The sequence below is a fragment of the Corynebacterium sp. HMSC073D01 genome (assembly GCF_001815555.1).
Lineage (GTDB): Bacteria > Actinomycetota > Actinomycetes > Mycobacteriales > Mycobacteriaceae > Corynebacterium > Corynebacterium glucuronolyticum.
The window spans coordinates 71056-91518 of the sequence record NZ_KV821069.1; the positions used below are offsets into that span (position 1 = coordinate 71056).

Consider the following 20463-nt stretch of genomic DNA (forward strand, 5'->3'; position numbering starts at 1 on the left):
AAAGTCCTCGTGGCATCAACCACGAGGACTTGTGTATTCAGCTAGAACTAGTCGGTGACCTGACCGTTAGCCTCTGACTGCTGTTGCTCTGCAGCGGCTGCGGCTTCCTGGGCTGCACGCACCTGCGGCATGATCTGCGCACGGAGCAGGAACAGCTGGCGGACGGTCTCCTCCTTGATGGCATCCTTCATGGCGCGGAACATGTCGCCACCTTCCTTCTGGTACTCCACCAGCGGGTCGCGCTGAGCCATAGCACGGAGTCCAATGCCTTCCTTGAGGTAGTCCATCTCATAGAGATGTTCACGCCACTTCTGGTCGATCACACCGAGGATAACCATGCGCTCAATGCTGCGCATCTGCTCTTCCCCACCGATGATGGAGACTGCTTCCTCAAGATTGTCGTACTGTGCGCTTGCGTCAGCGATAAGGGCTTTCTCCAAATCCTTCGCAGACAGCTCGCCTGGTGCACCGTACTCGGACCCCTCAACGAGATCCTTCCAGCTGAAAGTCGGCCCGTAGAGGCGAGAAAGGGCAGTCCACAGCTCGTCCAGATCCCAGTCTTCCAGGTAGCCTTCGCGGGTAGCGCCGTGGACGTACGCGGAGATGGTTTCGTTCATGAACTCGCGAATCTGCTCTTCCAGATCGCGGCCCTCAAGAATATCGCGGCGCTCGCGGTAGATCACCTTGCGCTGCTCGTTCATCACCTCGTCGTACTTGAGCACGTTCTTACGCATTTCGAAGTTCTGGGACTCCACCTGCGTCTGAGCGTTCTTGATCGAGCGGGTGACCATCTTATCCTCGATCGGAACATCGTCCGGAACGTTAAGACGGTTGAGGAGGTTCTCCAGGGTCGGGCCGACGAACCGCGTCATGAGGTCATCGCGCAAGGACAGGTAGAAACGGGTCTTGCCCGGGTCTCCCTGGCGAGCGGAACGACCACGAAGCTGGTTATCAATACGGCGGGAATCGTGGCGCTCGGTGCCCAGCACGTACAAGCCACCTGCGGCGCGAACCTTCTCCGCGTACTTCTCGGTGCGCTTCTTCATGCGCTCGATCTCGGGCTCCCAAGCGGCTTGGTACTCATCCGGGTTAGCAACCGGGTCAAAGCCACGGTTACGCAGGTTGATATCCGCAAGAATATCGGGGTTACCACCCAGCACGATATCGGTACCACGGCCGGCCATGTTGGTAGCTACAGTGATGTTCCCGGGCAGGCCTGCCTGAGCGACGATTTCGGCTTCCTTCTCGTGGTACTTAGCGTTCAGCACGTTGTGGCGGATGCCACGGGACTGCAGCAAGCGAGACAGATACTCCGAGCGCTCCACGGAGGTGGTACCGACAAGTACCGGCTGGCCACGTTGAACGCACTCTGCAATGTCATCGGCGACCGCAGCGAACTTCGCCTCTTGGGTCTTGTAAACGAGGTCGACAAGATCCTCACGCTGGTTCGGGCGGTTAGTCGGGATCGGCACCACGTTCAGCTTGTAAATCTGGTGCAGCTCAGCGGCCTCCGTCTCGGCGGTACCGGTCATGCCGGCGAGCTTGTCGTAGAGGCGGAAGTAGTTCTGCAGCGTAATTGTGGCGAGGGTCTGGTTTTCCTTCTTGATCTCCACGCCCTCTTTGGCCTCGATAGCCTGGTGCATGCCCTCGTTGTAACGACGGCCGTCCAGAACACGGCCGGTGAACTCATCCACGATCATGACCTCGCCATCGCGAACGATGTAGTCCTTATCGCGGGTGAACAGCTCCTTCGCCTTAATGGCGTTGTTCAGGTAGCCAACGAGCTGGGAGTGCTCTGGTGCGTACAGGTTGTCGACGCCGAGCTCGTCCTCAACAGCGGCGATGCCCTCTTCCTTCACACCGATGGTGCGCTTGCGATCGTCCACTTCGTAGTGGATGTCGCGCTTCAGCTTGGGGACGATCCTCGCGAATGCCGTGTACCACTCACTCGTGGCATCGACGGGACCGGAAATAATCAGAGGTGTACGCGCCTCATCAATGAGGATGGAGTCGACCTCATCGACGATGGCGTAGTGGTGGCCGCGTTGAACGAGGTCATCGAGGCTGCGTGCCATATTGTCACGCAGGTAGTCAAATCCGAGTTCGTTATTCGTGCCGTAAGTAATATCCGCCTGATAGGCCTTCTTACGCTCCGGGGGACGCATGTTGGACAAAATCACGTCCGTGGTAAGGCCGAGGAAACGGTGAACACGACCCATCCACTCGGAGTCTCGCTTGGCGAGGTAATCGTTCACCGTCACCACGTGGACGCCCTTACCTTCGAGGGCGTTGAGGTATGCGGGAAGCACACAGGTCAGGGTTTTACCTTCACCAGTTTTCATCTCCGCTACGTTGCCGTAATGGAGCGCCAGGCCACCCATAATCTGCACGTGGTAGTGCTTCTGACCAAGGACACGCCATGCGGCCTCACGGGCGGTGGCGAAAGCATCCAGGAGGATATCGTCTACCGTCTCCCCGTTGGCAATTCGCTCCTTGAATTCTTCCGTCTTGGCCTTGAGCTCATCGTCGGTGAGCTTGGCATATTCCGGCTCGAGGGCAACTACCTGGTCTGCCAGCTTGGAGAGTCGCTTTACAACCCGGCCTTCGCCGGCACGCAAGATTTTGGACAGTCCGAACACGTGCTCTTTATATCCTTTTCGCTAAAAATATCTAATGGTTCAAAGTTAGTACTCGTTGTGTATTGTACGCACACACCTACACGAACTTTTCACTACGACCGTTTTACGATCGTTTTCACGACCGCTTTGTACGGGGTACTGTACCGCCCTACACACAATACAGCCTTACAGATGGTGGGTAAACCAATACAAAGGCCCCGGAAAACCGGGGCCAAATGCATGAGAAAAGTATGTGACTACTTCTCTTCGTCGACAAGCGCAATGAGACCGTAATCAAAAGCGCGACGACGGTAGACAACAGAAGGACGACCAGTCTCTTCGTTGATGAACAGATAGAAGTCGTGCCCGACGAGCTCCATCTCACTGAGAGCATCATCGACACTCATCGGCTTGGCCGGGTGCTCCTTGCGGCGCACGATCTGGCCCGGCAGGACATCGTCGACAAGCCCCTCGTAGGGATCCGTGTCGTACTGCTCCTGCTTGCTCCGCGCCTCCTCGGCCTCCTGAACAAGCTTGGCGGCCTGCTGGCCGGCACCAAGCGGTGCGCGGTGCCCCTGGTGGCTGATGGACCGGCGAACCTTGACCTTGCGCAGGCTGCGCTCCATCTTTGCCAGGGCAACTTCCAGCGCAGCGTAGAAGGAATCCTCCTTCGCCTCCGCACGGGCGATGTGGCCCTTGCCTGTTGCCGTTATTTGGATCTTGTCAGCGCGATCGGCGCGCCGTGGGTTCGGCTCGTGCTTCAGCTCCACATGGAAGTAGTTGAGCGTCGGATCAAGAACCGAGATTTTGGCGAGCTTCGTGTTTACGCGCTCTTTGAAGTGTTCTGGAACCTCCACATTTCTACCAGTGATGACCACTTGGATGTCGGGGCGCAGTTCGTCGCGCTGGGTTTCGTTGTTTTCTGGCTTTGTCATGAGAAACCTCCCGGCCAAATTGGGGCACCGCCACCTCGTAGGTTAACGGTGACTAACAAAACGTACACCTTTAGTTTACATCCGGTCATAACCATTGGGTAGAGTTTTTCTTATTTTTCGAAACGCTGTGAGCGAACGCGCCTGAAGTCGGACGCAGGTTCAACCAACTTTTCCCAGGTCACCCCGACCGTCGACAAGCCTAGGCGGCAGCGAGGGTGAGTGCTCCCACAACCGTCCCCCCACGGGCGGTGAGAGCCAGCGCGGTGGCCTCGATTGTTGAACCGGTGGTGACGATGTCGTCGACAAGCAATATCGGGCCTGCCGGAACCGCCTCAACCACGACTTTTCCCACAAGATTGCGGTGGCGCTCATGGGGATCCAACCCCACCGAATCCCGCACACCGGACCCGTGGTGGACGCAGGAGAGCCAGGGCACCCCCGATGTCCGACAGATCGCGGTGACTGGGTCGCCCCCGCGACGCCTCGCCGAAGACGGGCGAGTGGGGGCAGGTACCAGCGTGAGCTCCTCGGAAAGCTCCCCCACCGCCTGTAGATACCGTGTCGCGGCTCCCACCACCGCACCGAGAAGGGGCAGCACATCCCTCCGGCCCCGTTCTTTCGCATGGATGAGCGTGCGCCTGCGACACCCCGAATAGGGGCCAAGTGCCCACACTGGGCGTTCTCCGAACTGCGGTGACACCTGGTAGGGAACGCGCTCCCATTCGCACCGGCATGCCTCGCACAGACTTTCCCCCCGGCGCGTTGCACCCCGCGCAACGGCGCGGTAGGAGAAGCTCAAACAGCATGTACAGACAGTCCCACACTCCGCTCCATCTCGCCACTCGAACGGAGAGGTAGTGCGCCCAACTGGGAAAGACCTCGTGGCAGTCACCACCCACGAAGCCGACTAAAACGGAGCCTCAGCACACGACGAAGACTTCTGCTCACGACAGTGGGTCGCTCACCATAAGGGCACCCCACCAAGGAGGGCCATTCACATACGAAGAGGGCGATTCACAAAGGAGAGTCATGCACCAAGGCGAGTCTCTTATTCACTACTACGGTTCGCGAATCCTCGCAGTGCTCACCGCGTGGGGCCCCCTTATTCGGGAATGATCGGGGCAGCGCGCCGAGATTGAAGTCCCGGCACTTCGCGCCAGAACGAACTACTACCGCTGTTGTTCGGCAGCTGACGCATGGAGCGAGCATCCGTAACAAACATGGTGGAGCTGGTGGAAGCCACGGCGACCACAGGGGCAGTGAGGTTAACCGACGGCTCGATCTTGACCGCAGCCCCATCTGGCTCAACGCGAACCACCGGACTGTCCGGCGAATTCGTGCCCACGAGCAGACTCCCATCGTGCTGCCAATCGAGGCTCAGCGCGGCACCACTAATTCCCGGGGCAATTTCCCGCATGTTGGCAATGCGCCGCTCTCCCGGCGTCGGGCGCGCAACTGTGCCCACATAGACGTGGTTGTCCACGATAGCAGCGACACGAACACCCGAGGTAGAGATGCGGAGAACGGAAATTGGTTTATCCAGCTCGTCGAACGGCGCGGCCTGAACGATCGCCTGAGAGAGTTCGCCCGAATCAGACGAACGGGTGACTCGAACGATCTGCTTTCCGTCAACGACGGTCCACATCGCGGAGCCACCGTACTCAAAGCTCGGGCGTGAGAGCGTCTTGGCCTCCAGCACCTTAGAGAAGGGGCCGTCAAGGGGTCCCATGCGCAGCACAGACTTGTCTTCCTGTTCCTTTGTCACAGCAGCAATGACACCGGAAGACGTGGCGATGGAGGCGGATTCAATACCCGTCAAACCGTTGTTCACGGGTGTCGCGGAATCAGCGGTGACGAGGTGCAACTTCCCATCAGTGAGTGCATAGAGGCTGTTGACGGATCCGAGCGATCCCTGTGGGTTGTACTCCATGAAATCTTCCGTCGTCAGCCCTGAGCCGTCCCCTTCGAGTGTGACCCCATCGATTTCCAGTTTGTAGGGGCCCTGGACTTTGGCCGACTCCAGCGTCCACACGACCTGGGCCGCGATGCGGTTGAGCTGCTTATCATCAACGGCATCCACACCGGTGAACACGTGCACTCCATCGCGTGTTCCCGAATATACGGTCTCCGGCTTCAGATCTGTAATGACACCCGGCTTTAATGCCTCTCGTGGGCCGTCATTAAGCATCCGGATGAGGGTGGTGTCGACAGCCGTCTGCTGGTTGTACACCCAACGTCTGTCGCCCACAAGCATCCGCCCTGTAGGCTCAAAGAAATACAAGTCATAGGGCTGGTAACTGTTGCGGAATGTCGCCCGCTCCAGAACAACGCCGGGGGGAAGCTGCTCGATCCGCCACTCGCCGTCCACCTTCGTCATCTTGTATTCCTCTTCGAAGTGGCCCTCTTCGAGCTCATACACCCCGCCACCGGTGAGTCTGCCAACCTTCTCGCCACGCACGGTGAAAATGATCCGGTTGGGGTCATTGGAGACAGTGGAGGAGATATCTTCGATGGAGCGGAGAATCGTCGTTCCCTGCGAGTCATCCCATGCCGCTGCCGCCTCGGGGGCAAGGTACATGCGCGCGGCTTGGTGCGTCTGGGTGGGATTGGCGGATTGGGCAAAAAAACTCTTCAACAGGAGATCCGCCTCCTGACCTTTCTCAGGCCCAACGGGATTTTCTGCTACCCGCGATCGCTCGTATTGGCGCAACACCTGTGGCTCTGAATCCCCGGGAAGTGTCGCACATCCGGAGACGATGAGGGCGGTGACGCTGAGTACGCCGAGGACCCGCACGCGTTTATTCATCAGACTCTCCTTTGTCCTCGAGGCCTTTATCCACCAGCTCTTGTTTCGCCTGCTCCTTTTCCATCTGCTCCTGATCCCTGGCATGCAGCATCACGGAAGGAATCGGGCCTCCCGCTGGTAGCTCCTCTGAGCTTTTCGACGGAAGTGGCGCGGTCTCATCTGACTCGTCCTCGTACGGTTCAGGCTCGTTTTCCACCACCGCAAAGTCATCATCCTGGGTTACTCCACGAAGAACCAGGTCATTGTCCTGTGATGTGTGCGGCGGGTGCTTGGGTATGGTGACAGTGAAGGTGGACCCCTCTCCGATTTCGCCTTCAGCGGTGATCGTGCCACCGTGGAGCAGCGCATCCTCGCGAGAGATAGCCAAGCCGAGTCCGGTACCGCCGGAGTGCCGTTTACGGGAGGGGTCGGCTCGCCAGAAGCGGTTGAACACGAGTTCTTCCTGTCCTGGCTTAAGACCTACGCCATGGTCGCGCACCGCGATAGTGAAGTGGTCATCGGATTCCGTCAGCGTCAAGGTGATGGGGTTAGACTCCGAATGGTCGATCGCGTTCGCAAGGAGGTTGCGCAAGATTCGCTCGATACGGCGGGCGTCAACGTGGGCAAACACCGGCTCGTCTGGCACCTCCAAGGTGACTGGCGCGCCGACTTCCTCCGATAGGTGCTCCACCTGACTCCATGCGGAGTTGATAATCGAGCGAACGTCGATGCGTTCCTCCGAAAGCTCAGCAACACCAGCATCATGCCGAGAGATTTCCAGCAGGTCATTGAGGAGTGCTTCAAAGCGGTCAAGCTCCCTCACCATGAGCTCTGCGGCTCGCTTGGTGTAGGCATCCAAAGAATCAGAATGATCGTAGATCATGTCCGCAGCCATTCGCACCGTAGTGAGTGGTGTCCGCAGCTCATGCGACACATCGGAGGTAAACTGCCGCTGCAAACTTCCGTATTCCTGCAGCTGGTAGATCTGCTTCGAGAGAGATTCCGCCATCGAGTTGAAGCTATTGGCGAGTCGTGCCATCTCGTCCTCACCTTCGACGACCATGCGTTCACGCAGGTGACCGGAGGCGAACCGCTCGGCGATCCGACTCGCGGATCGTACCGGCATGGTGACCTGCTGCGTCAGAAGCCACATGATACCGACGAGGAGGACAACGAGCACCACTCCGCCAAATGCGGCGATACCACGCATGAGGGCCAGAGTGGACTCCTCCGCTGTCAGTGGCATGACGAGGTACAGTTCCACCCCCTGCAGGTCGGTATCTGTGGGGGTACCAATGACGAGGGCTTTGTAGGAGCTGTCATCGCTACGGCGGAACGTGTCATACTCATAGGCGACGTTCCCCTGCCCATCACGCACCATGGCCTGCAAAGAATCGGAAATTTCCGGACCATTCACTTCGGGGGCCGATACCATCGACCCGTCGGGATTCGGCGCTAGCAGCACCACATCATAGACACCCGACTTGTCCCCGCCGGAGCTCTCGCTGTTGTTCTGGCCAGATGAGCGCGCCGAATTCACCGAGGCACGCGCGGAGTTCAAGCGCGTCTGGATCGAGCTAGAGGCATCCGTAGCCGAAATCTGAGTTTCTACCGTCGCTGCAGCTTGGGTGATCTCGTTGGAAGCCGCCGCTACTTTGGCGGCTAGCAAACGATCGGCCACAACCGTTGTCATTCCGAAAGCGAGGAGAGCGACAACGAGAATGGACATCACGAGGATGGATCCCACCACTCGGACCTGCAGGGACGTGCGCCATTTCTTGGCTAGGGTATCCCGGATAGCGAGGAGCTTCGTACGCACAGGTGGCTACAGCTCCGTGGATACTTTGTAGCCCACTCCTCGTACGGTGAGGACGATTGTCGGATTTTCTGGATCCGTTTCGATTTTGGAGCGCAGCCGCTGCACGTGCACATTGACGAGACGCGTGTCCGAGGCGTGCTTGTAGCCCCACACTTTCTCCAGCAGCTCTTCGCGGGTGAATACCTGACCGGGCTTCCGCCCCAGCTCCACAAGCAGATCAAACTCGAGGGGGGTCAACTGCAGTTCTTCATTACCGCGGCGAACTGTGTGGCTGGGCACGTCGATGGTGAGATTCGAGATTTGCATGACCTCGTTGTCATCGGAGGAAGACCTGCGTAGGCGCGCTCGGACGCGTGCAACAAGTTCCTTCGGCTTAAAGGGCTTGGTGACATAATCATCAGCGCCCGACTCGAGGCCAAGGACGATATCGATTGTGTCCGTCTTGGCGGTTAGCATGACGATCGGAACTGGAGAACTCCGCCGTATCGTCTTGCAGATATCGATTCCGTTCATGCCGGGGAGCATGAGGTCAAGCAGGATGAGATCTGGTTGTTCACGCTCAAAAGTGGCAACGGCCTCTGCGCCGTCAGTCACAACCACTGTGTCAAACCCCTCGGCCTCCAAGACGATGGAAAGCATCTCAGAGATCGCGGGATCATCATCAACCACTAAAATTTTCGCCTTCATACCTCTCCATATTTCCACACTCCGCGCGAGCGCATTAAAACGCCCGCCGTACCCTCCCCCCAAAAACGCCCGCTCTGCGCACCCTGTCTTGCGCGAATCTGTTCCGCCCCGCCTACCACGCACGCTTTCCACCCCACGGCTGCCTGGTGCCAATTCCGATACTGTGCCCTCCGCACTACTAGTCACAGCCACCGCAGTAACAATGACACTCACCGCAGCAGCAGTGACAATCACCGCAGCTTTTCTCCAATCACGCACGTTAAAAGTTGGTGAAAGAAAGACCCCAGACATACCAAAACATCCCTGCGATCAAGTGATCAATGTGCCCCGTCCGTAGGACGTGGGGCTGGAATTACTGTGGGTCACTCCGCCGGGGATGTTTGGTTATAACCAGATGGTACATCATCACCTGTCACACACGCAACCCTTTTCACTATCTCCCCCCAAATGTGGAAAACACCTGTATATCCCCTGCTCAGACATCTCCACTGAGGGATATATACATCCGAGCCCTGTCGTCACTCGCCCGCAAAAGGCCACAGGAACTCTTCGCACCATATATGTGAGCAACTACGGGTGACTAGCGTTGAGTAGCCAAGGTTTGCCACCGTTCCAAAGAAAACGTCTGGAAGAAAGGATCTTGACCAAATGATCTTCGCGAAAATAGAGGTGCGAAAACAGAGGCGCAAAATCTTGCACCTGACCGGCAGCGATAAATGGATGAGCCTGGCTGCCGTGCACAAAGTCATGGCAACGCCCCACTAGGCTAAAGCAACCGGTTAAGGATCTCCTCGGTAGCCTCCTGCGGAGTCGTCGTATGCGGGACGATGAGCCAGGGCGATGCCCACTGACCACGGGCGAGCCTCCGATAGGCCACAGATGTCCGCACCTGCAGGCTACTATCCTGCTCATACGTATCTTTCGCCCGATCACGCTCCGCGCGGGCGCGCGACTCTGCTCGCTCCTGTGCCACCGAGGCGGGAGTTTCAAGAAGGATTTGCAGCGCTGGTTTAGGAAGCCCCAACTCCCCATATTCCAGGTCGTATACCCATTGCGCAGCATCCATGTCTTCCAAGCGTGCAGCCGTATATGCAGCATTTGACGCTACATACCTGTCAAGGATCAAGATGGAATCTTGCGAAGCTGCATATTTTTGTAGATATTCCCGTGCCCCCGCACGATCCAGAGCAAAAAGGGCTGCCATGGCATATGGAGACTCGGTCATGTCCCCCATTCGGCCATAGAGAGCCTTCCGCGCAAGTTTGGCGGCATCTGATGTGGAGTACCGAGGGAAGGAGAGGGTTTCTGCGTCGATATTCTTCAAAAGGTCTCTGACGAGAGTGTTTTTCCCTGCCCCGTCAATTCCCTCTACAGCCAGGATCATGTGTCACCGTTTCCATCTAGGTTGTCCTTGTGGCTCCGGGGCCAACCATTACGGCTTCATCCCGTTGCCGATGCACCGGGTGAAAGGCACATTTCTGTGCCACCGGCACACCGTTCCATGGTACAGCTCGCTAACAGTTTTGGCCGTGCTTCATCTTCCCAGTGGCAGACTTCACAGGAGCTGCCACTGGGCACTCCCCCAGCTTCCCACCCCAGGAAGCACTTTCTCCGCACGAGTACACATGCGCGCCCAGCGCCACAGGGATCCCGCCAGGGCACTGCACAAAGAGTCGGCTGCGCGTGCGACCGTGACGCTAGTTCAGCGCCTCGATGTAGACCTCAAGATCCTGCTCAGTATCGGCATTTTCCAGAATGTCGGCGGCTGGCTCAGCAATGGATTCGAACACGGCCTCCGTGACATCGGTATCAGGATCGACGATGAAGGGATAGGTGTCGATAGCGTCAGAGGCGGAGTAAGGCGCACCTGCCCAAATCGAGGCGATTGTTGCCGCGCAAATTCCGTTAGCCTCCTCCTCATCGGAGGTGGCATTACCCTTGGCCACCAGCATGATGGCGTCAACGACGCCCTCCACCAGATCCTCGCCTTCGAGAGAACTGAGTTCGTCGAGAAAATCCTCGTTGATATCAGCATTTAGAACTTCAGCATCCCATGCACCCATTGGTCTTTTCCTTCTCTTTCAAATGGGAAACAAACTTCAAGCACTTCCCGCACCCTACCTCTTGTGTTAAGGTAGGCGCGAGGTTATGAAATTGTTATAAACCAGGTTTAGCGAATTGGAGGTCAAAGGGCAATGAGAAACTCAACGCGCAGCCTTGGCCTCTTCGTGGCTACTGGCATGGTGGTCGCCTCTGGTCTCGGCTTCGGCGTATGGCGTTTGTCGATGCCATCGTCGACCACAACTACTGATACTGCCATTAGCAGTAGCCTAGTTTCCACTGAGGATCCTGTTCCATCGCAAACCACCACGTCGGAGCGTTTTTTTGAAGACGAATCCACTGCACCCCAACTCCCGGTAAAGGCTCCCACAGTGGCCGTTTCGCCCAGGGATCCCTTCCTGGCGCCGAACTCCGGTCCTGGCATTGGAGGAACACGGCCCGGCTCGGAACGCGCTCAGGTGCCGAAATCCGGCACCCAGCGTGCACCGACCACTGCGCACGAGGGCGCAGAGGAGGGTGGCGTGCCGCAGCAGGAACCCAATCAACCGCTCGAGGAAAAGGGCGATCCTGTTCCGCAGACCAAACCGTCGGATTCACGACATAGTGAGTCGAACTCGCGTCCGTCGCGAACCGAGGAGATGCCCGACGATACTTCTACTCAACCGGCGCCAAGCACGACCCCACAGGTCGAGCCTACGACACCACCAACTCCCGCCCCGGCGACCACAACAATCGAGGAACCATCGCTGCAGCCAGCGGATCCGCCACTCGTCGATCCCTCGGCAGAGGGTAAGCCCGTGCCCACAGACGGCAAGGAATCCGCATCACCGGAGCCCACGCCGAACACCATGGCTATCGAAAAGGGACCCACCGATCCTGCTCACCGCGGTTCGGGCAATTCTCCCGTCACACCGTTGTCACCAGGAGTGCAGGAGATCGCCCGGTCTCACTCCCCTGCAGAGGATTCCTCCGGGGTCCTCCAGGATTCGTAGCTGGCACCCTCCCTACACAGTGGGACGCGTCCTCTAGACGTCCCACGTGCGACGCGCCCTCTAAACGTCCCGCTTGCGACGTTGCCCATGCCCATCGTGATCTGAGTGCAGGCCACTATTCCCTGTGAGCACCGTCCCCCGTGGGCACTGTCCCCCGCGAGCACCTTCCGCCGTGGGTACTGTCCCCCGCGAGCACCGTCCCCCATGAGCCCCCTTCCACGAGCGTCGTTGCCCTTGCGAAGCGCCACGCCCCCACAGCTGCGAACCACACTGAGCCCGGCCTTCCGCCCGCGCCGCCTGTGGCTCGCTCCTCACGCCTGGTAGGAAAAGGGCGTGCCGTCCCATGCCCCTGTCAGCACACCAGTGCCGGGAAGGAAGACCGGGCTCCGCTCTCAGGAGACGATCATCGCCTTCCCAGACACGGTGAGCTGTGTGTCGGGGTCGCCGGCAGCGATCCACCCAGCCTCACCGGGGGCAAGCGTCGTCCCATCGCTGGCATCCACCGTCCCACTGACGCACACGACGATACGAGGGGTGCCGTGGGCAAGGTTGAGATCCGTGTCAGCGACGTGGCGAACGCCGAATTCGTCCACGGGCACGCTGTAGCGCCCATCCGCGTCAGCGTGGACACGGGGATCGTCAAGTGAGGTAAACGACAGTACGTGGACGAGCTCCGGAACGTCAACGTGCTTAGAGGTGAGGCCACCGCGGAGCACATTGTCCGAATTCGCTTGCACTTCCACCGCTAAGCCACCGAGGTAGGAGTGCAGCTGCCCGGCATCCAGGTAGAGGGCTTCGCCCGGGGCGAGCTCCACGAGATTGAGCAGGAGCGCGACGAGGACACCGACATCGAATGGGTAGCGCTCCTGGAGAGCTTTTATCTCCTCGCCCACGGCCACGATCCATTCTTTCGTGTCTGCACGTGCGATGTAACCGTCAATGGACTCAACAAGCTCGCCGATGAGTGTCTCCCGTGCCGTACGGGGAATAGATACCCACGTAGTCAGGAGAGCTCGCAGCCCCTCTCCCTCATCTTCGCAATCCACCATGAGACGGTAGCGATCGAGGGTGGGGCAGGAAAAGGCGGCGAACAGCTCCGCGGTCAAAGCCAGCGGTCGAAACCCGGCGAGCGCCCTGAAGGGGCTGAGCGCGATGAGGAGTTCCGGCTTGTGATTATCGTCCCGGTAGTTGCGTTCCGGGGCGGAGATGTCAATGCCTTCCTCGTTTTCGCGGGCGAATCCCTTTACTGCCTGCTCCTTGGTCGGGTGTGCCTGGAGGCTCAGTGGCTCACCTGCGGCGAGGATCTTAACCAAAAACGGCAGGCTCGTGCTGTTGGAGCCGAGTTGTCCCTCCGGGTCCTCGGCGATAATCTCCGTCAGCGGGCGATCGCCGATCAGCGATGATCCACCCGGATGCGCCCCGAACCATAGCTCAGCTTCGGGAGCGGGCGAAGGTGACGTTGTTCCGCGCAAATCTGCCAGCAGAGTGTGCGAACCCCATGGGTATGTGCGCAGCGCACCGGTAAGTTTCTCCACGTTTTACAACACTTCCATTACAGTTGCCGCCGCGACGCGGGTCGCGCATCGCAGCGTTGTCACTATGTCCACAGCCGGGGAGCCTGCTGCCGGCAGATCCTCTGCCTCCGGGCCGTTGCCCGTGTCTCCATCCGACCAATCAACGATGCTTAAGGCTACATCATTAGTTTGAAAGGCCGACGCTTGACGTGCGGTGGCTGACAGTGCCGGCACACCGCGGGCGATGCTGATTTCCGCCAGCAGCCGGGTTAGCCGTGCTGGACCGACGTGCACGGGAATACCCTGGGTACAGGTGCGCGCCAACGTCCGCGCGGGGTTGGTCACTTCCTCGCGATCTGGGTGGCAGGCGACGACCTCTTCGTCGACAAGCGTGGATAAAACCGTAAGTTCCTCAGCCACCGTGGCCACCGGAGAGGTAACCGCGACGAGAGTCGCGAGCGTCCGAGCGACGGACATATCCTCCGCAAACGGGATGTGTGGCGGCACCATCGTGGTACGCGCATGCTCGCTCACCAGCGGCGAGTCCGGGGCAGCGATGACAGTGACGGCGCACCCGCGCTGCTGGGCAGCAAACATGATCTCCAGCGCGCGCGGATCGTCCCCAATGATCGTGACCTGGTCCAGCGCACCGGCACTGGTAGGCAGGTGGTCCGTCACCACACATTCGCCGGCAACGGCTTCAGCAATCGCCCTACTGACCTCGTTCCACGTCACCACGATGTGAGCGCGGGGGCGGAAGCCGGAGAGCTGGCGTGTGCCTCCGTCGCGCACCCAACCAGCTACGGAACGAACCTCCGCCCCTTCGTTGGCGATGGGGAAAAAACGGGCGAGCTCACTGGTCGTTCCGGACAATGGAGAGAACCTCCTCGACGATGGCATCCACTTCCTCCGCAGTCGGGGCCTCGACATTGAGGCGCAGAAGCGGCTCAGTGTTGGATGCGCGGAGATTGAACCACGCGGGGGTGTCCTTCAGCTGGACGGTGACTCCGTCGAGGTCGTCCGTGGACTCCGTGCGAGAGGCGAAGGCATCGAGCACGGCCTGGGTCTTTTCGGCCTGCTCCTGCGTGCCGGAAAGCCGCGTGTTGATCTCACCCGAAGCGGCATAGCGGGAGTACTCCGCCATGAGCTCAGACAGTGGCTTATCGGCCTCTCCCAGCGCGGCCAGCACGTGCAGGGCAGTGAGGAGGCCCGAGTCTGCGTTGAAGAATTCCTGGAAGTAGTAGTGGGCCGAGTGCTCACCGCCGAAGACAGCCTTCTTCTCCGCCATGAGAGCTTTGATGAAGCTGTGGCCGACGCGGCTGCGCACCGGGTGACCACCGTGCTCGGTGATCATTTCCGGCACGGTCTTCGAAGTAATGAGGTTGTGAATGATCGTGGCGCCGGGGAACTGCTCCAGGTAGCGCGTGGCTACGAGCGCGCAGATCGCAGACGGGCTCACGGGATCGCCGTTCTCATCCACGACGAACAGGCGATCGGCATCTCCGTCGAAGGCGAGCCCTATATCCGCCTTCTTTTCCGGGGTGAACTTCTGCAGATCAACAAGGTTCTTCGGGTCAAGCGGGTTCGCCTCGTGGTTGGGGAAAGTGCCGTCGAGCTCAAAGTAGAGAGGCTCCAGCGTGATCGGTAGCCCTTCGAAGGCTGCGGGGACGGTGTGCCCGGCCATACCGTTGCCGGCGTCCACGGCAACGGTCAGCGGGCGCATGCCGGAGAGATCCACGAGCCCGCGCAGGTGGGAAACGTAGCCACCGAGCACATCTCTTTCCTCGTAGCTACCCTGTGGGCCGTCATAGGCGGGAATCTGACCGCACACCATGTCCGCGATCTCCCCGAGCCCCGTGTCGCGGCTCACCGGCCGGGCACCGGGCCGACACAGCTTGATGCCGTTGTACTTGGCCGGGTTGTGGCTCGCTGTGAACATTGCGCCGGAGGTGTTCAGGGCTCCGGCAGCGTAGTACAGCTCATCGGTGGAGCTCAGGCCGATGTACGTGACATCGATACCCTGGGACCGCGCGCCGTCGCTAAAAGCACGGGCGAGCTCCGGCCCGCTATCACGCATGTCGTGGGCGATGGCGATCGTGTGCTCCCCGCCCCGGCGGATGAGGATAGCGAACGCCGCGCCAATATCGTGTGCGAGCTCCGCGTCGAGTGTTTCTCCTACCACGCCTCGGACGTCGTAGGCCTTGATCACACTGTCAATCAGTTCTCGGCTGCGCATGATTTACTCCTTTTGAAGTGTTCCTTGCCCTCTCAACGTTTCACGCGTGCAAAAAGTGCCCATAGGTATTCCTACAGGCTCGGGCGGTGGAGGACGTTAATCGGTAGCGTCCGGTACAACACGCAGGTGACCGCGCCGTGTCGGTCCCTTTTTCGCTTGTCGACGCTCCGGTGGACCGCTTGTCGGTTTCTCCCGCACCACAGTGGGCGGGGTGTTCTCGGGGGCTGCGAACGTGAGGTTGTGCTTCGAGGGATGCCGAAAATGATCGTCATCCTCTTGCTTACGGTGTTTTCCTACCGAGTGATCGACAAGCCCCGTGTTGGTCCGCCCCGCCTCTCGCACGGCTTCGGCCAGCGCGGTGAGATCATCATCTTCCTCGTAGTCGAATCCGAGGTCCTCATATTTGAGGAGTTCCCAGCCGACGGGCGGGCGAATAGATTCGGCGTGCTTCTCACAAAGATCCCACATGTGCGGGTTCGGCGTGGGCGCCAGGGGTCCCAGGTACGCGGTGGATTCCGAGTACGCGTAAGACAGCGTGGCGACAGCAGGCCTTCCGCATCCGGGGCGACAGCAGCGTCGAAAAGTATTCACGGTTTATCAGTGTAGACCACGGTGCAACTAGACTTGGGGACCATGGTGGCGAAATCACGACACGGACGACACGGACGCGGGCCACGCGGCCCCATCCTCCCCCACGACGTGCCCCGCGCACGCACACGGAGCCAGCTTTTCGACGCCAACGTTGTCGAAGCATATGCCCCATTCCTCCACGCCTACTACGACCAGCTATCCACTGTCGATGTCGCCGTGGACACCGTCCCCCGCATGCAGCTCAACCCCGACGCCGCAGCCCTCGACGGTGACATCGTCGCCGACGGCCCCGTGCCCCTCGGCCGCATCGTTCCTACTGGGCTCGACGCGGCGGGGCACCCCACACGGCCCCGTATCGTCATCTTCCGTGGCCCCGTGCAGGAACGTGCCACGGGGATGCTCGAGGAACAAGAACTCATTACCTCCATACTCACCGACCTTGTTGCAAGCTACTTGGGACTGGACCCGGAGGACATCAACCCCGGTTCATGACACCGGCCTGCAGGGTACACAGATACACATAGAGCCACGCGGAAACCGCGTGGCTCTATCGCTAACGTTTTGAAAGGTCTAGCCCATCTTCTTCTTGAGGCGACGGCGTTCACGCTCGGAGAGGCCACCCCAAATGCCGAAGCGCTCATCGTGCTCGAGCGCATACTCAAGGCATTCATCGCGAACCGAGCAGGCCTTGCAAATGCGCTTCGCTTCTCGGGTAGATCCACCCTTTTCTGGGAAGAACGCGTCCGGATCTGTCTGGGCACACAGTGCCTGATCCTGCCATTCCTGTTCCACAGCGGTGAACAGGTTGTCAAAGCTCAGCCCTTCTACAAAGGCATCCCGCTGGCGATCATCGTCACGCGACGTATCTACTCCGCGAGGTAAGGAGGAGTCTTCCACGGGTTCTACCTTTCTATTCTCGGTGGGCTACTGACATCGAACGGTAAGCACCACACCCTATTCCAGGGTGGCACTCGCGTGTGAACCGAGGTGATGAAACCTTACAGCTACCCTACTCGTTTCCGCGACATCACGTCGCGCGGTGACCGGATGTGGCCATCGGCCCGAACGGGGGGACACCTGTATCCATGCATCTCTGTTACACGTCTGTAATTATTCCGCGAATCACAAAATGTAGTCAACCCGCCGCCCGGGATTTTTTCCTCCAAGAATCGAAACCCCTGGACTTTAACCCCACAAGTCACACCAGTCACAACTAGAGCACCTCAGGGGTAAATACCGGGGGTAGCACATATTGTGGTAGTCCTTCGCCAGCGACACACATCGGAACGCCAGGGCGTGTCGCTAAAACGAAAACCTCACCAAGCGTGTTATATCGCTAGGCGTCAGAAGAAAAGCGCACGCCGTTATCCGGGATTTCCACCCCAGGCCACACGCGCATCCCCTGCCGCAGCTCACAGCGCGCACCGATGCGCACGCCATCGCCGATGATGCAGCCACTAATCCGCGCGTTCGCGCCGATATGAACGCCCTCACCGATGATTGAATCTTCGATTGTCGCTCCCGCCTCGATCTGCGCTCCGTCAAATACCGCAGTGGAGTCGAGACGACACCCTGCGGCAATTTCCACGCCGCGCCCGACAACCGTGCCTCCGAGGAGCAGCACGCCATCTTTGACGCCCGCCGTAGGATCGACGATCGCCTCGCCGTGTCGCCCGTCGAGAAGCGGAGAGGGGGCGATACCACGAACCAAGTCGGACGAACCGCGAACGAAGTCCTGGGGCGTCCCCATATCACGCCAGTAGGCGTGATCCACATGCCCGTAGACGCGTTTACCTGCAGACAGCAAGCCAGGGAACGTCTCACGCTCAACAGATACCGGGCGTCCAGCAGGAATCGCCTCGATAACCTCACGTTTGAACACGTAACAACCCGCGTTGATCTGGTTGGTCGGCGGATCCTCCGTCTTTTCCAAAAAGGCGATTACCCGGCCGTCAGCATCCGTCGGCACACACCCGAACGCGCTCGGATCCGCCACCCGAACGAGATGCAGAGTGACATCGGCATCGTGCATGCGGTGTGTGTTCACGATCCCAGTCAGATCCGAACCGCTGAGCACGTCCCCGTTGAAGACCATGACCGTGTCGTTTTTCAGCTTGGAGAATACGTTGCGGATTCCGCCACCAGTGCCCAGCGGCTCCTCCTCCACCACGTAGTCAATCTCCAACCCGAACTCCTCCCCCGAGCCGAAGTATTCCTCAAAGACCTCCGCTTTAAACGATGTCCCCAACACGACGTGGTCGATTCCCGCAGCTTTTACGCGTGCAAGCAGATGGCTCAGAAACGGCACACCCGCCGTGGGCAGCATCGGCTTCGGAGTGTTTACCGTCAGCGGGCGCAGGCGGGTGCCCTTGCCTCCGACGAGGATCACAGCATCGACGCCCTGCATCGGATTGTTGTCAGTCATGATCTTTTCCTTTACGTCCTTCTTATTTCCGCTTCAGGCGCGAACACGCCACAGCAACCGCCGAGCGAACCTTGAGTCCAAGCCACAGACCAACCCGCAGAGGCAGCGCAGCCACCCCGGGATGACGATCCGCTTGGAACCGGTACGCCGAGTCATGGTGAGCAGGCAGCATCTTCTCCGGATGTTTGCCTGCCGCGTGCCCAACCGCGTGGCTAATCTTTGCCTCGGGGCACAGTACGTTCTTATAACCCGCGCGAGTGAACCGGTCACCCAGATCCACATCCTCCATGTACATGAAGTAGCGCTCGTCAAACCCACCGATGGCCTCGAATGCATCCCAACGAACCAGCAGACATGACCCGGACAGCCAGCCAGCTGGACGTTCCGTCGACATATCGGAAGCATGGCGGTAGGCGGTCGTCCACGGGTTGGAAGGCCATATTGCACTGAAGAGTGCGTGCCCAATGCCATTGGTAATCGTCGGTACTGCGCGGGCCGACGGGTACGGGCTGCCGTCGGCCTCCAAGATGAGCGGGCCGACGCAGGCTGCATCGGGCCAGCGCGACGCGCACTCGATGAGCGTATCGATGGACCCCTCGCCAAACTCTACGTCCGGATTGGAGATGATGAAATATTCGTCGTCGACCTCACCTTTTTCCCGCTTATCTACCAAGCAGGTGACGGCAATATTAATGGCGGTTCCATAACCCACATTTCCACCGGTAGGGAGGAATTCCACTGCCGGATGGGTTGCTGCGGTGTCCTCCGGGACCCCGTCTGTCGAGCCGTTATCCGCAAGCACGGTGTACGTCCCGCGTGTGGTTGCGCGCGCCAACGAATCAACAAACCTCCCAAGGTACTCGCCTGGGGAGTAGGTAACAGTAATGACGGCAATTGGCTTCACGGTCACAGAATCCTACCTGTTACCGCCCGCTCGACACCGCTTCGCCACTCCGGAAATGGCGTAAACCCAGCTAGTTCCCAGGATGAGGTATCCAAGACGCTCCACGACGGCCGCCTGGCAACCTGCGGAAATTCCTCGCTCGTACAGGGCTGAACAAGGTCCGGATCCGCCCCGGCCGCTTGGTAGGTGGCGCAGGCTACCTCGTACCACGTCGCCTGCCCCCGCCCCACCGCGTGCACGATGCCCGTCGCCTCCGAATTCACGGCTTCCCACAGCCCTGTAGCCAGGTCAAAGGCAAAGGTGGGGCTCCCCGCCTGGTCGTCGACAACACGCGCGGGTTTCCCCGCCCGCGCAAGCCGCAGCATCGTAGAGACGAAGTCTTTTTTGCTTGGTAGGCGGTCGCCACTAAACAGCCACGCCGTCCGCGCAATCAGCGTATCTTCCCTGCCGATGAGCTCCTTTTCTCCTGCCAGTTTACTGGCACCATAGACGGTGTCTGGATCGGTGGCATCAGCGGGAGTCAGTGGTCGGCGGGGCGCCCCCGAACCGAAGACGTAGTCGGTGGAAACGTGAATGAAACGGGCGCGGGTGAGTTCCGCCAGCCGCGCCACCCCACGGTGGTTGACGGCATCTGCCCCCTCGGGATCGGTTTCTTGCTTGTCCACGTCCGTTCGTGCCGCACAGTTCACCACGCACCCAATCCCGCTCACGGCGTCTTTCGCGGCGCGGGTAGCTGCGCGGTCACCTGCGGCAAGCTGGACGAGGTCCACATCTCGCCTACCAAGCTTGCGGAGGGTGAAACCAGGGTTGGTGAGCTGCATCGCGGTGCCTAACTGGCCACCCTCACCCAGGACTGCAATTTCCATGAGACCTTTCCCGTTGTAAAATTTAGGTTC

Annotated in this window: 19 protein-coding genes; 2 read left to right on the forward strand and 17 right to left on the reverse strand. The window is 59.6% G+C overall.

Annotated elements, in window-relative coordinates; translation table 11 throughout:
- Positions 1-47: 47 nt before the first annotated feature.
- From secA to HMPREF3044_RS13565, 9 genes are all read right to left on the reverse strand, one after another.
- Entirely contained in the window at positions 48-2639 is a 2592-nt protein-coding gene (gene secA / locus HMPREF3044_RS09455) for a preprotein translocase subunit SecA (protein WP_005395055.1), read from the reverse strand.
- A gap of 236 nt (positions 2640-2875) precedes the next feature.
- Positions 2876-3553 carry a ribosome hibernation-promoting factor, HPF/YfiA family gene (gene hpf, locus HMPREF3044_RS09460; RefSeq protein ID WP_005390318.1) on the reverse strand — a complete coding sequence of 226 codons (678 nt, stop codon included), beginning with the start codon at positions 3551-3553 and terminating at the stop codon, positions 2876-2878.
- A gap of 199 nt (positions 3554-3752) precedes the next feature.
- The gene (locus HMPREF3044_RS09465; RefSeq protein WP_246820997.1) at positions 3753-4151 is read right to left on the reverse strand and encodes a ComF family protein; all 399 of its coding nucleotides are present in this window, start codon (positions 4149-4151) and stop codon (positions 3753-3755) included.
- Between the two features lie 504 nt (positions 4152-4655).
- Positions 4656-6359 (reverse strand): MtrAB system accessory lipoprotein LpqB, encoded by a 1704-nt coding sequence (gene lpqB / locus HMPREF3044_RS09470; RefSeq protein ID WP_070741161.1) that lies wholly within the window; start codon positions 6357-6359, stop codon positions 4656-4658.
- Positions 6352-8157 (reverse strand): MtrAB system histidine kinase MtrB, encoded by a 1806-nt coding sequence (gene mtrB / locus HMPREF3044_RS09475; protein WP_070741164.1) that lies wholly within the window; start codon positions 8155-8157, stop codon positions 6352-6354. The genes lpqB and mtrB overlap by 8 nt, the downstream gene beginning before the upstream one ends.
- Positions 8158-8163: 6 nt before the next feature.
- Positions 8164-8844 carry an MtrAB system response regulator MtrA gene (mtrA, locus tag HMPREF3044_RS09480; protein WP_070741167.1) on the reverse strand — a complete coding sequence of 227 codons (681 nt, stop codon included), beginning with the start codon at positions 8842-8844 and terminating at the stop codon, positions 8164-8166.
- A gap of 766 nt (positions 8845-9610) precedes the next feature.
- Positions 9611-10228: a dTMP kinase gene (locus HMPREF3044_RS09485; RefSeq protein ID WP_005395044.1), complete on the reverse strand. Its 618-nt coding sequence runs from the start codon at positions 10226-10228 to the stop codon at positions 9611-9613.
- 313 nt (positions 10229-10541) lie between these two features.
- Entirely contained in the window at positions 10542-10907 is a 366-nt protein-coding gene (locus tag HMPREF3044_RS09490; RefSeq protein WP_005390325.1) for a hypothetical protein, read from the reverse strand.
- 122 nt (positions 10908-11029) lie between these two features.
- Positions 11030-11164, reverse strand: coding sequence for a hypothetical protein (locus HMPREF3044_RS13565; RefSeq protein ID WP_005390326.1), 135 nt, complete (start codon positions 11162-11164; stop codon positions 11030-11032).
- A gap of 112 nt (positions 11165-11276) precedes the next feature.
- Between HMPREF3044_RS13565 and HMPREF3044_RS12970 the strand changes: the two genes are divergently transcribed.
- Positions 11277-11897 (forward strand): hypothetical protein, encoded by a 621-nt coding sequence (locus HMPREF3044_RS12970; RefSeq protein ID WP_034989320.1) that lies wholly within the window; start codon positions 11277-11279, stop codon positions 11895-11897.
- 392 nt (positions 11898-12289) lie between these two features.
- On the opposite strand, the gene manA is transcribed toward HMPREF3044_RS12970, so the two are convergent.
- From manA to HMPREF3044_RS09515, 4 genes are all read right to left on the reverse strand, one after another.
- Positions 12290-13432 carry a mannose-6-phosphate isomerase, class I gene (manA, locus tag HMPREF3044_RS09500; protein ID WP_005390328.1) on the reverse strand — a complete coding sequence of 381 codons (1143 nt, stop codon included), beginning with the start codon at positions 13430-13432 and terminating at the stop codon, positions 12290-12292.
- Between the two features lie 3 nt (positions 13433-13435).
- Positions 13436-14284, reverse strand: a complete 849-nt coding sequence (locus HMPREF3044_RS09505) for a hypothetical protein (protein ID WP_070741172.1) — start codon at positions 14282-14284, stop codon at positions 13436-13438.
- Positions 14265-15647: a phosphomannomutase/phosphoglucomutase gene (locus tag HMPREF3044_RS09510; protein WP_070741175.1), complete on the reverse strand. Its 1383-nt coding sequence runs from the start codon at positions 15645-15647 to the stop codon at positions 14265-14267. The genes HMPREF3044_RS09505 and HMPREF3044_RS09510 overlap by 20 nt, the downstream gene beginning before the upstream one ends.
- A gap of 96 nt (positions 15648-15743) precedes the next feature.
- Positions 15744-16238 (reverse strand): DUF3499 domain-containing protein, encoded by a 495-nt coding sequence (locus tag HMPREF3044_RS09515; RefSeq protein ID WP_081446527.1) that lies wholly within the window; start codon positions 16236-16238, stop codon positions 15744-15746.
- Between the two features lie 42 nt (positions 16239-16280).
- Here HMPREF3044_RS09515 and HMPREF3044_RS09520 point away from each other — a divergent pair, with 42 nt between their 5' ends.
- Entirely contained in the window at positions 16281-16730 is a 450-nt protein-coding gene (locus HMPREF3044_RS09520; protein ID WP_210400547.1) for a metallopeptidase family protein, read from the forward strand.
- A gap of 78 nt (positions 16731-16808) precedes the next feature.
- On the opposite strand, the gene HMPREF3044_RS09525 is transcribed toward HMPREF3044_RS09520, so the two are convergent.
- From HMPREF3044_RS09525 to HMPREF3044_RS09540, 4 genes are all read right to left on the reverse strand, one after another.
- Positions 16809-17057: a WhiB family transcriptional regulator gene (locus HMPREF3044_RS09525; RefSeq protein WP_196793961.1), complete on the reverse strand. Its 249-nt coding sequence runs from the start codon at positions 17055-17057 to the stop codon at positions 16809-16811.
- 517 nt (positions 17058-17574) lie between these two features.
- Positions 17575-18663 carry a mannose-1-phosphate guanylyltransferase gene (locus tag HMPREF3044_RS09530; protein ID WP_070741183.1) on the reverse strand — a complete coding sequence of 363 codons (1089 nt, stop codon included), beginning with the start codon at positions 18661-18663 and terminating at the stop codon, positions 17575-17577.
- Between the two features lie 22 nt (positions 18664-18685).
- Positions 18686-19573: a glycosyltransferase family 2 protein gene (locus tag HMPREF3044_RS09535; protein ID WP_005390336.1), complete on the reverse strand. Its 888-nt coding sequence runs from the start codon at positions 19571-19573 to the stop codon at positions 18686-18688.
- Entirely contained in the window at positions 19570-20433 is an 864-nt protein-coding gene (locus HMPREF3044_RS09540; protein WP_070741184.1) for an SDR family oxidoreductase, read from the reverse strand. The genes HMPREF3044_RS09535 and HMPREF3044_RS09540 overlap by 4 nt, the downstream gene beginning before the upstream one ends.
- Between the last annotated feature and the right edge of the window lie 30 nt (positions 20434-20463).

Excerpts from the sequence above, each read along its gene's own strand:
- hpf (WP_005390318.1), bottom strand. The coding sequence starts at position 3,553 with ATGACAAAGCCAGAAAACAACGAAACCCAGCGCGACGAACTGCGCCCC.
- lpqB (WP_070741161.1), bottom strand. The coding sequence starts at position 6,359 with ATGAATAAACGCGTGCGGGTCCTCGGCGTACTCAGCGTCACCGCCCTC.
- mtrA (WP_070741167.1), bottom strand. The coding sequence starts at position 8,844 with ATGAAGGCGAAAATTTTAGTGGTTGATGATGATCCCGCGATCTCTGAG.
- HMPREF3044_RS09485 (WP_005395044.1), bottom strand. The coding sequence starts at position 10,228 with ATGATCCTGGCTGTAGAGGGAATTGACGGGGCAGGGAAAAACACTCTC.
- HMPREF3044_RS09490 (WP_005390325.1), bottom strand. The coding sequence starts at position 10,907 with ATGGGTGCATGGGATGCTGAAGTTCTAAATGCTGATATCAACGAGGAT.
- HMPREF3044_RS13565 (WP_005390326.1), bottom strand. The coding sequence starts at position 11,164 with ATGGCAGTATCAGTAGTTGTGGTCGACGATGGCATCGACAAACGCCAT.
- HMPREF3044_RS09510 (WP_070741175.1), bottom strand. The coding sequence starts at position 15,647 with ATGCGCAGCCGAGAACTGATTGACAGTGTGATCAAGGCCTACGACGTC.
- HMPREF3044_RS09520 (WP_210400547.1), top strand. The coding sequence starts at position 16,281 with ATGGTGGCGAAATCACGACACGGACGACACGGACGCGGGCCACGCGGC.
- HMPREF3044_RS09530 (WP_070741183.1), bottom strand. The coding sequence starts at position 18,663 with ATGACTGACAACAATCCGATGCAGGGCGTCGATGCTGTGATCCTCGTC.
- HMPREF3044_RS09540 (WP_070741184.1), bottom strand. The coding sequence starts at position 20,433 with ATGGAAATTGCAGTCCTGGGTGAGGGTGGCCAGTTAGGCACCGCGATG.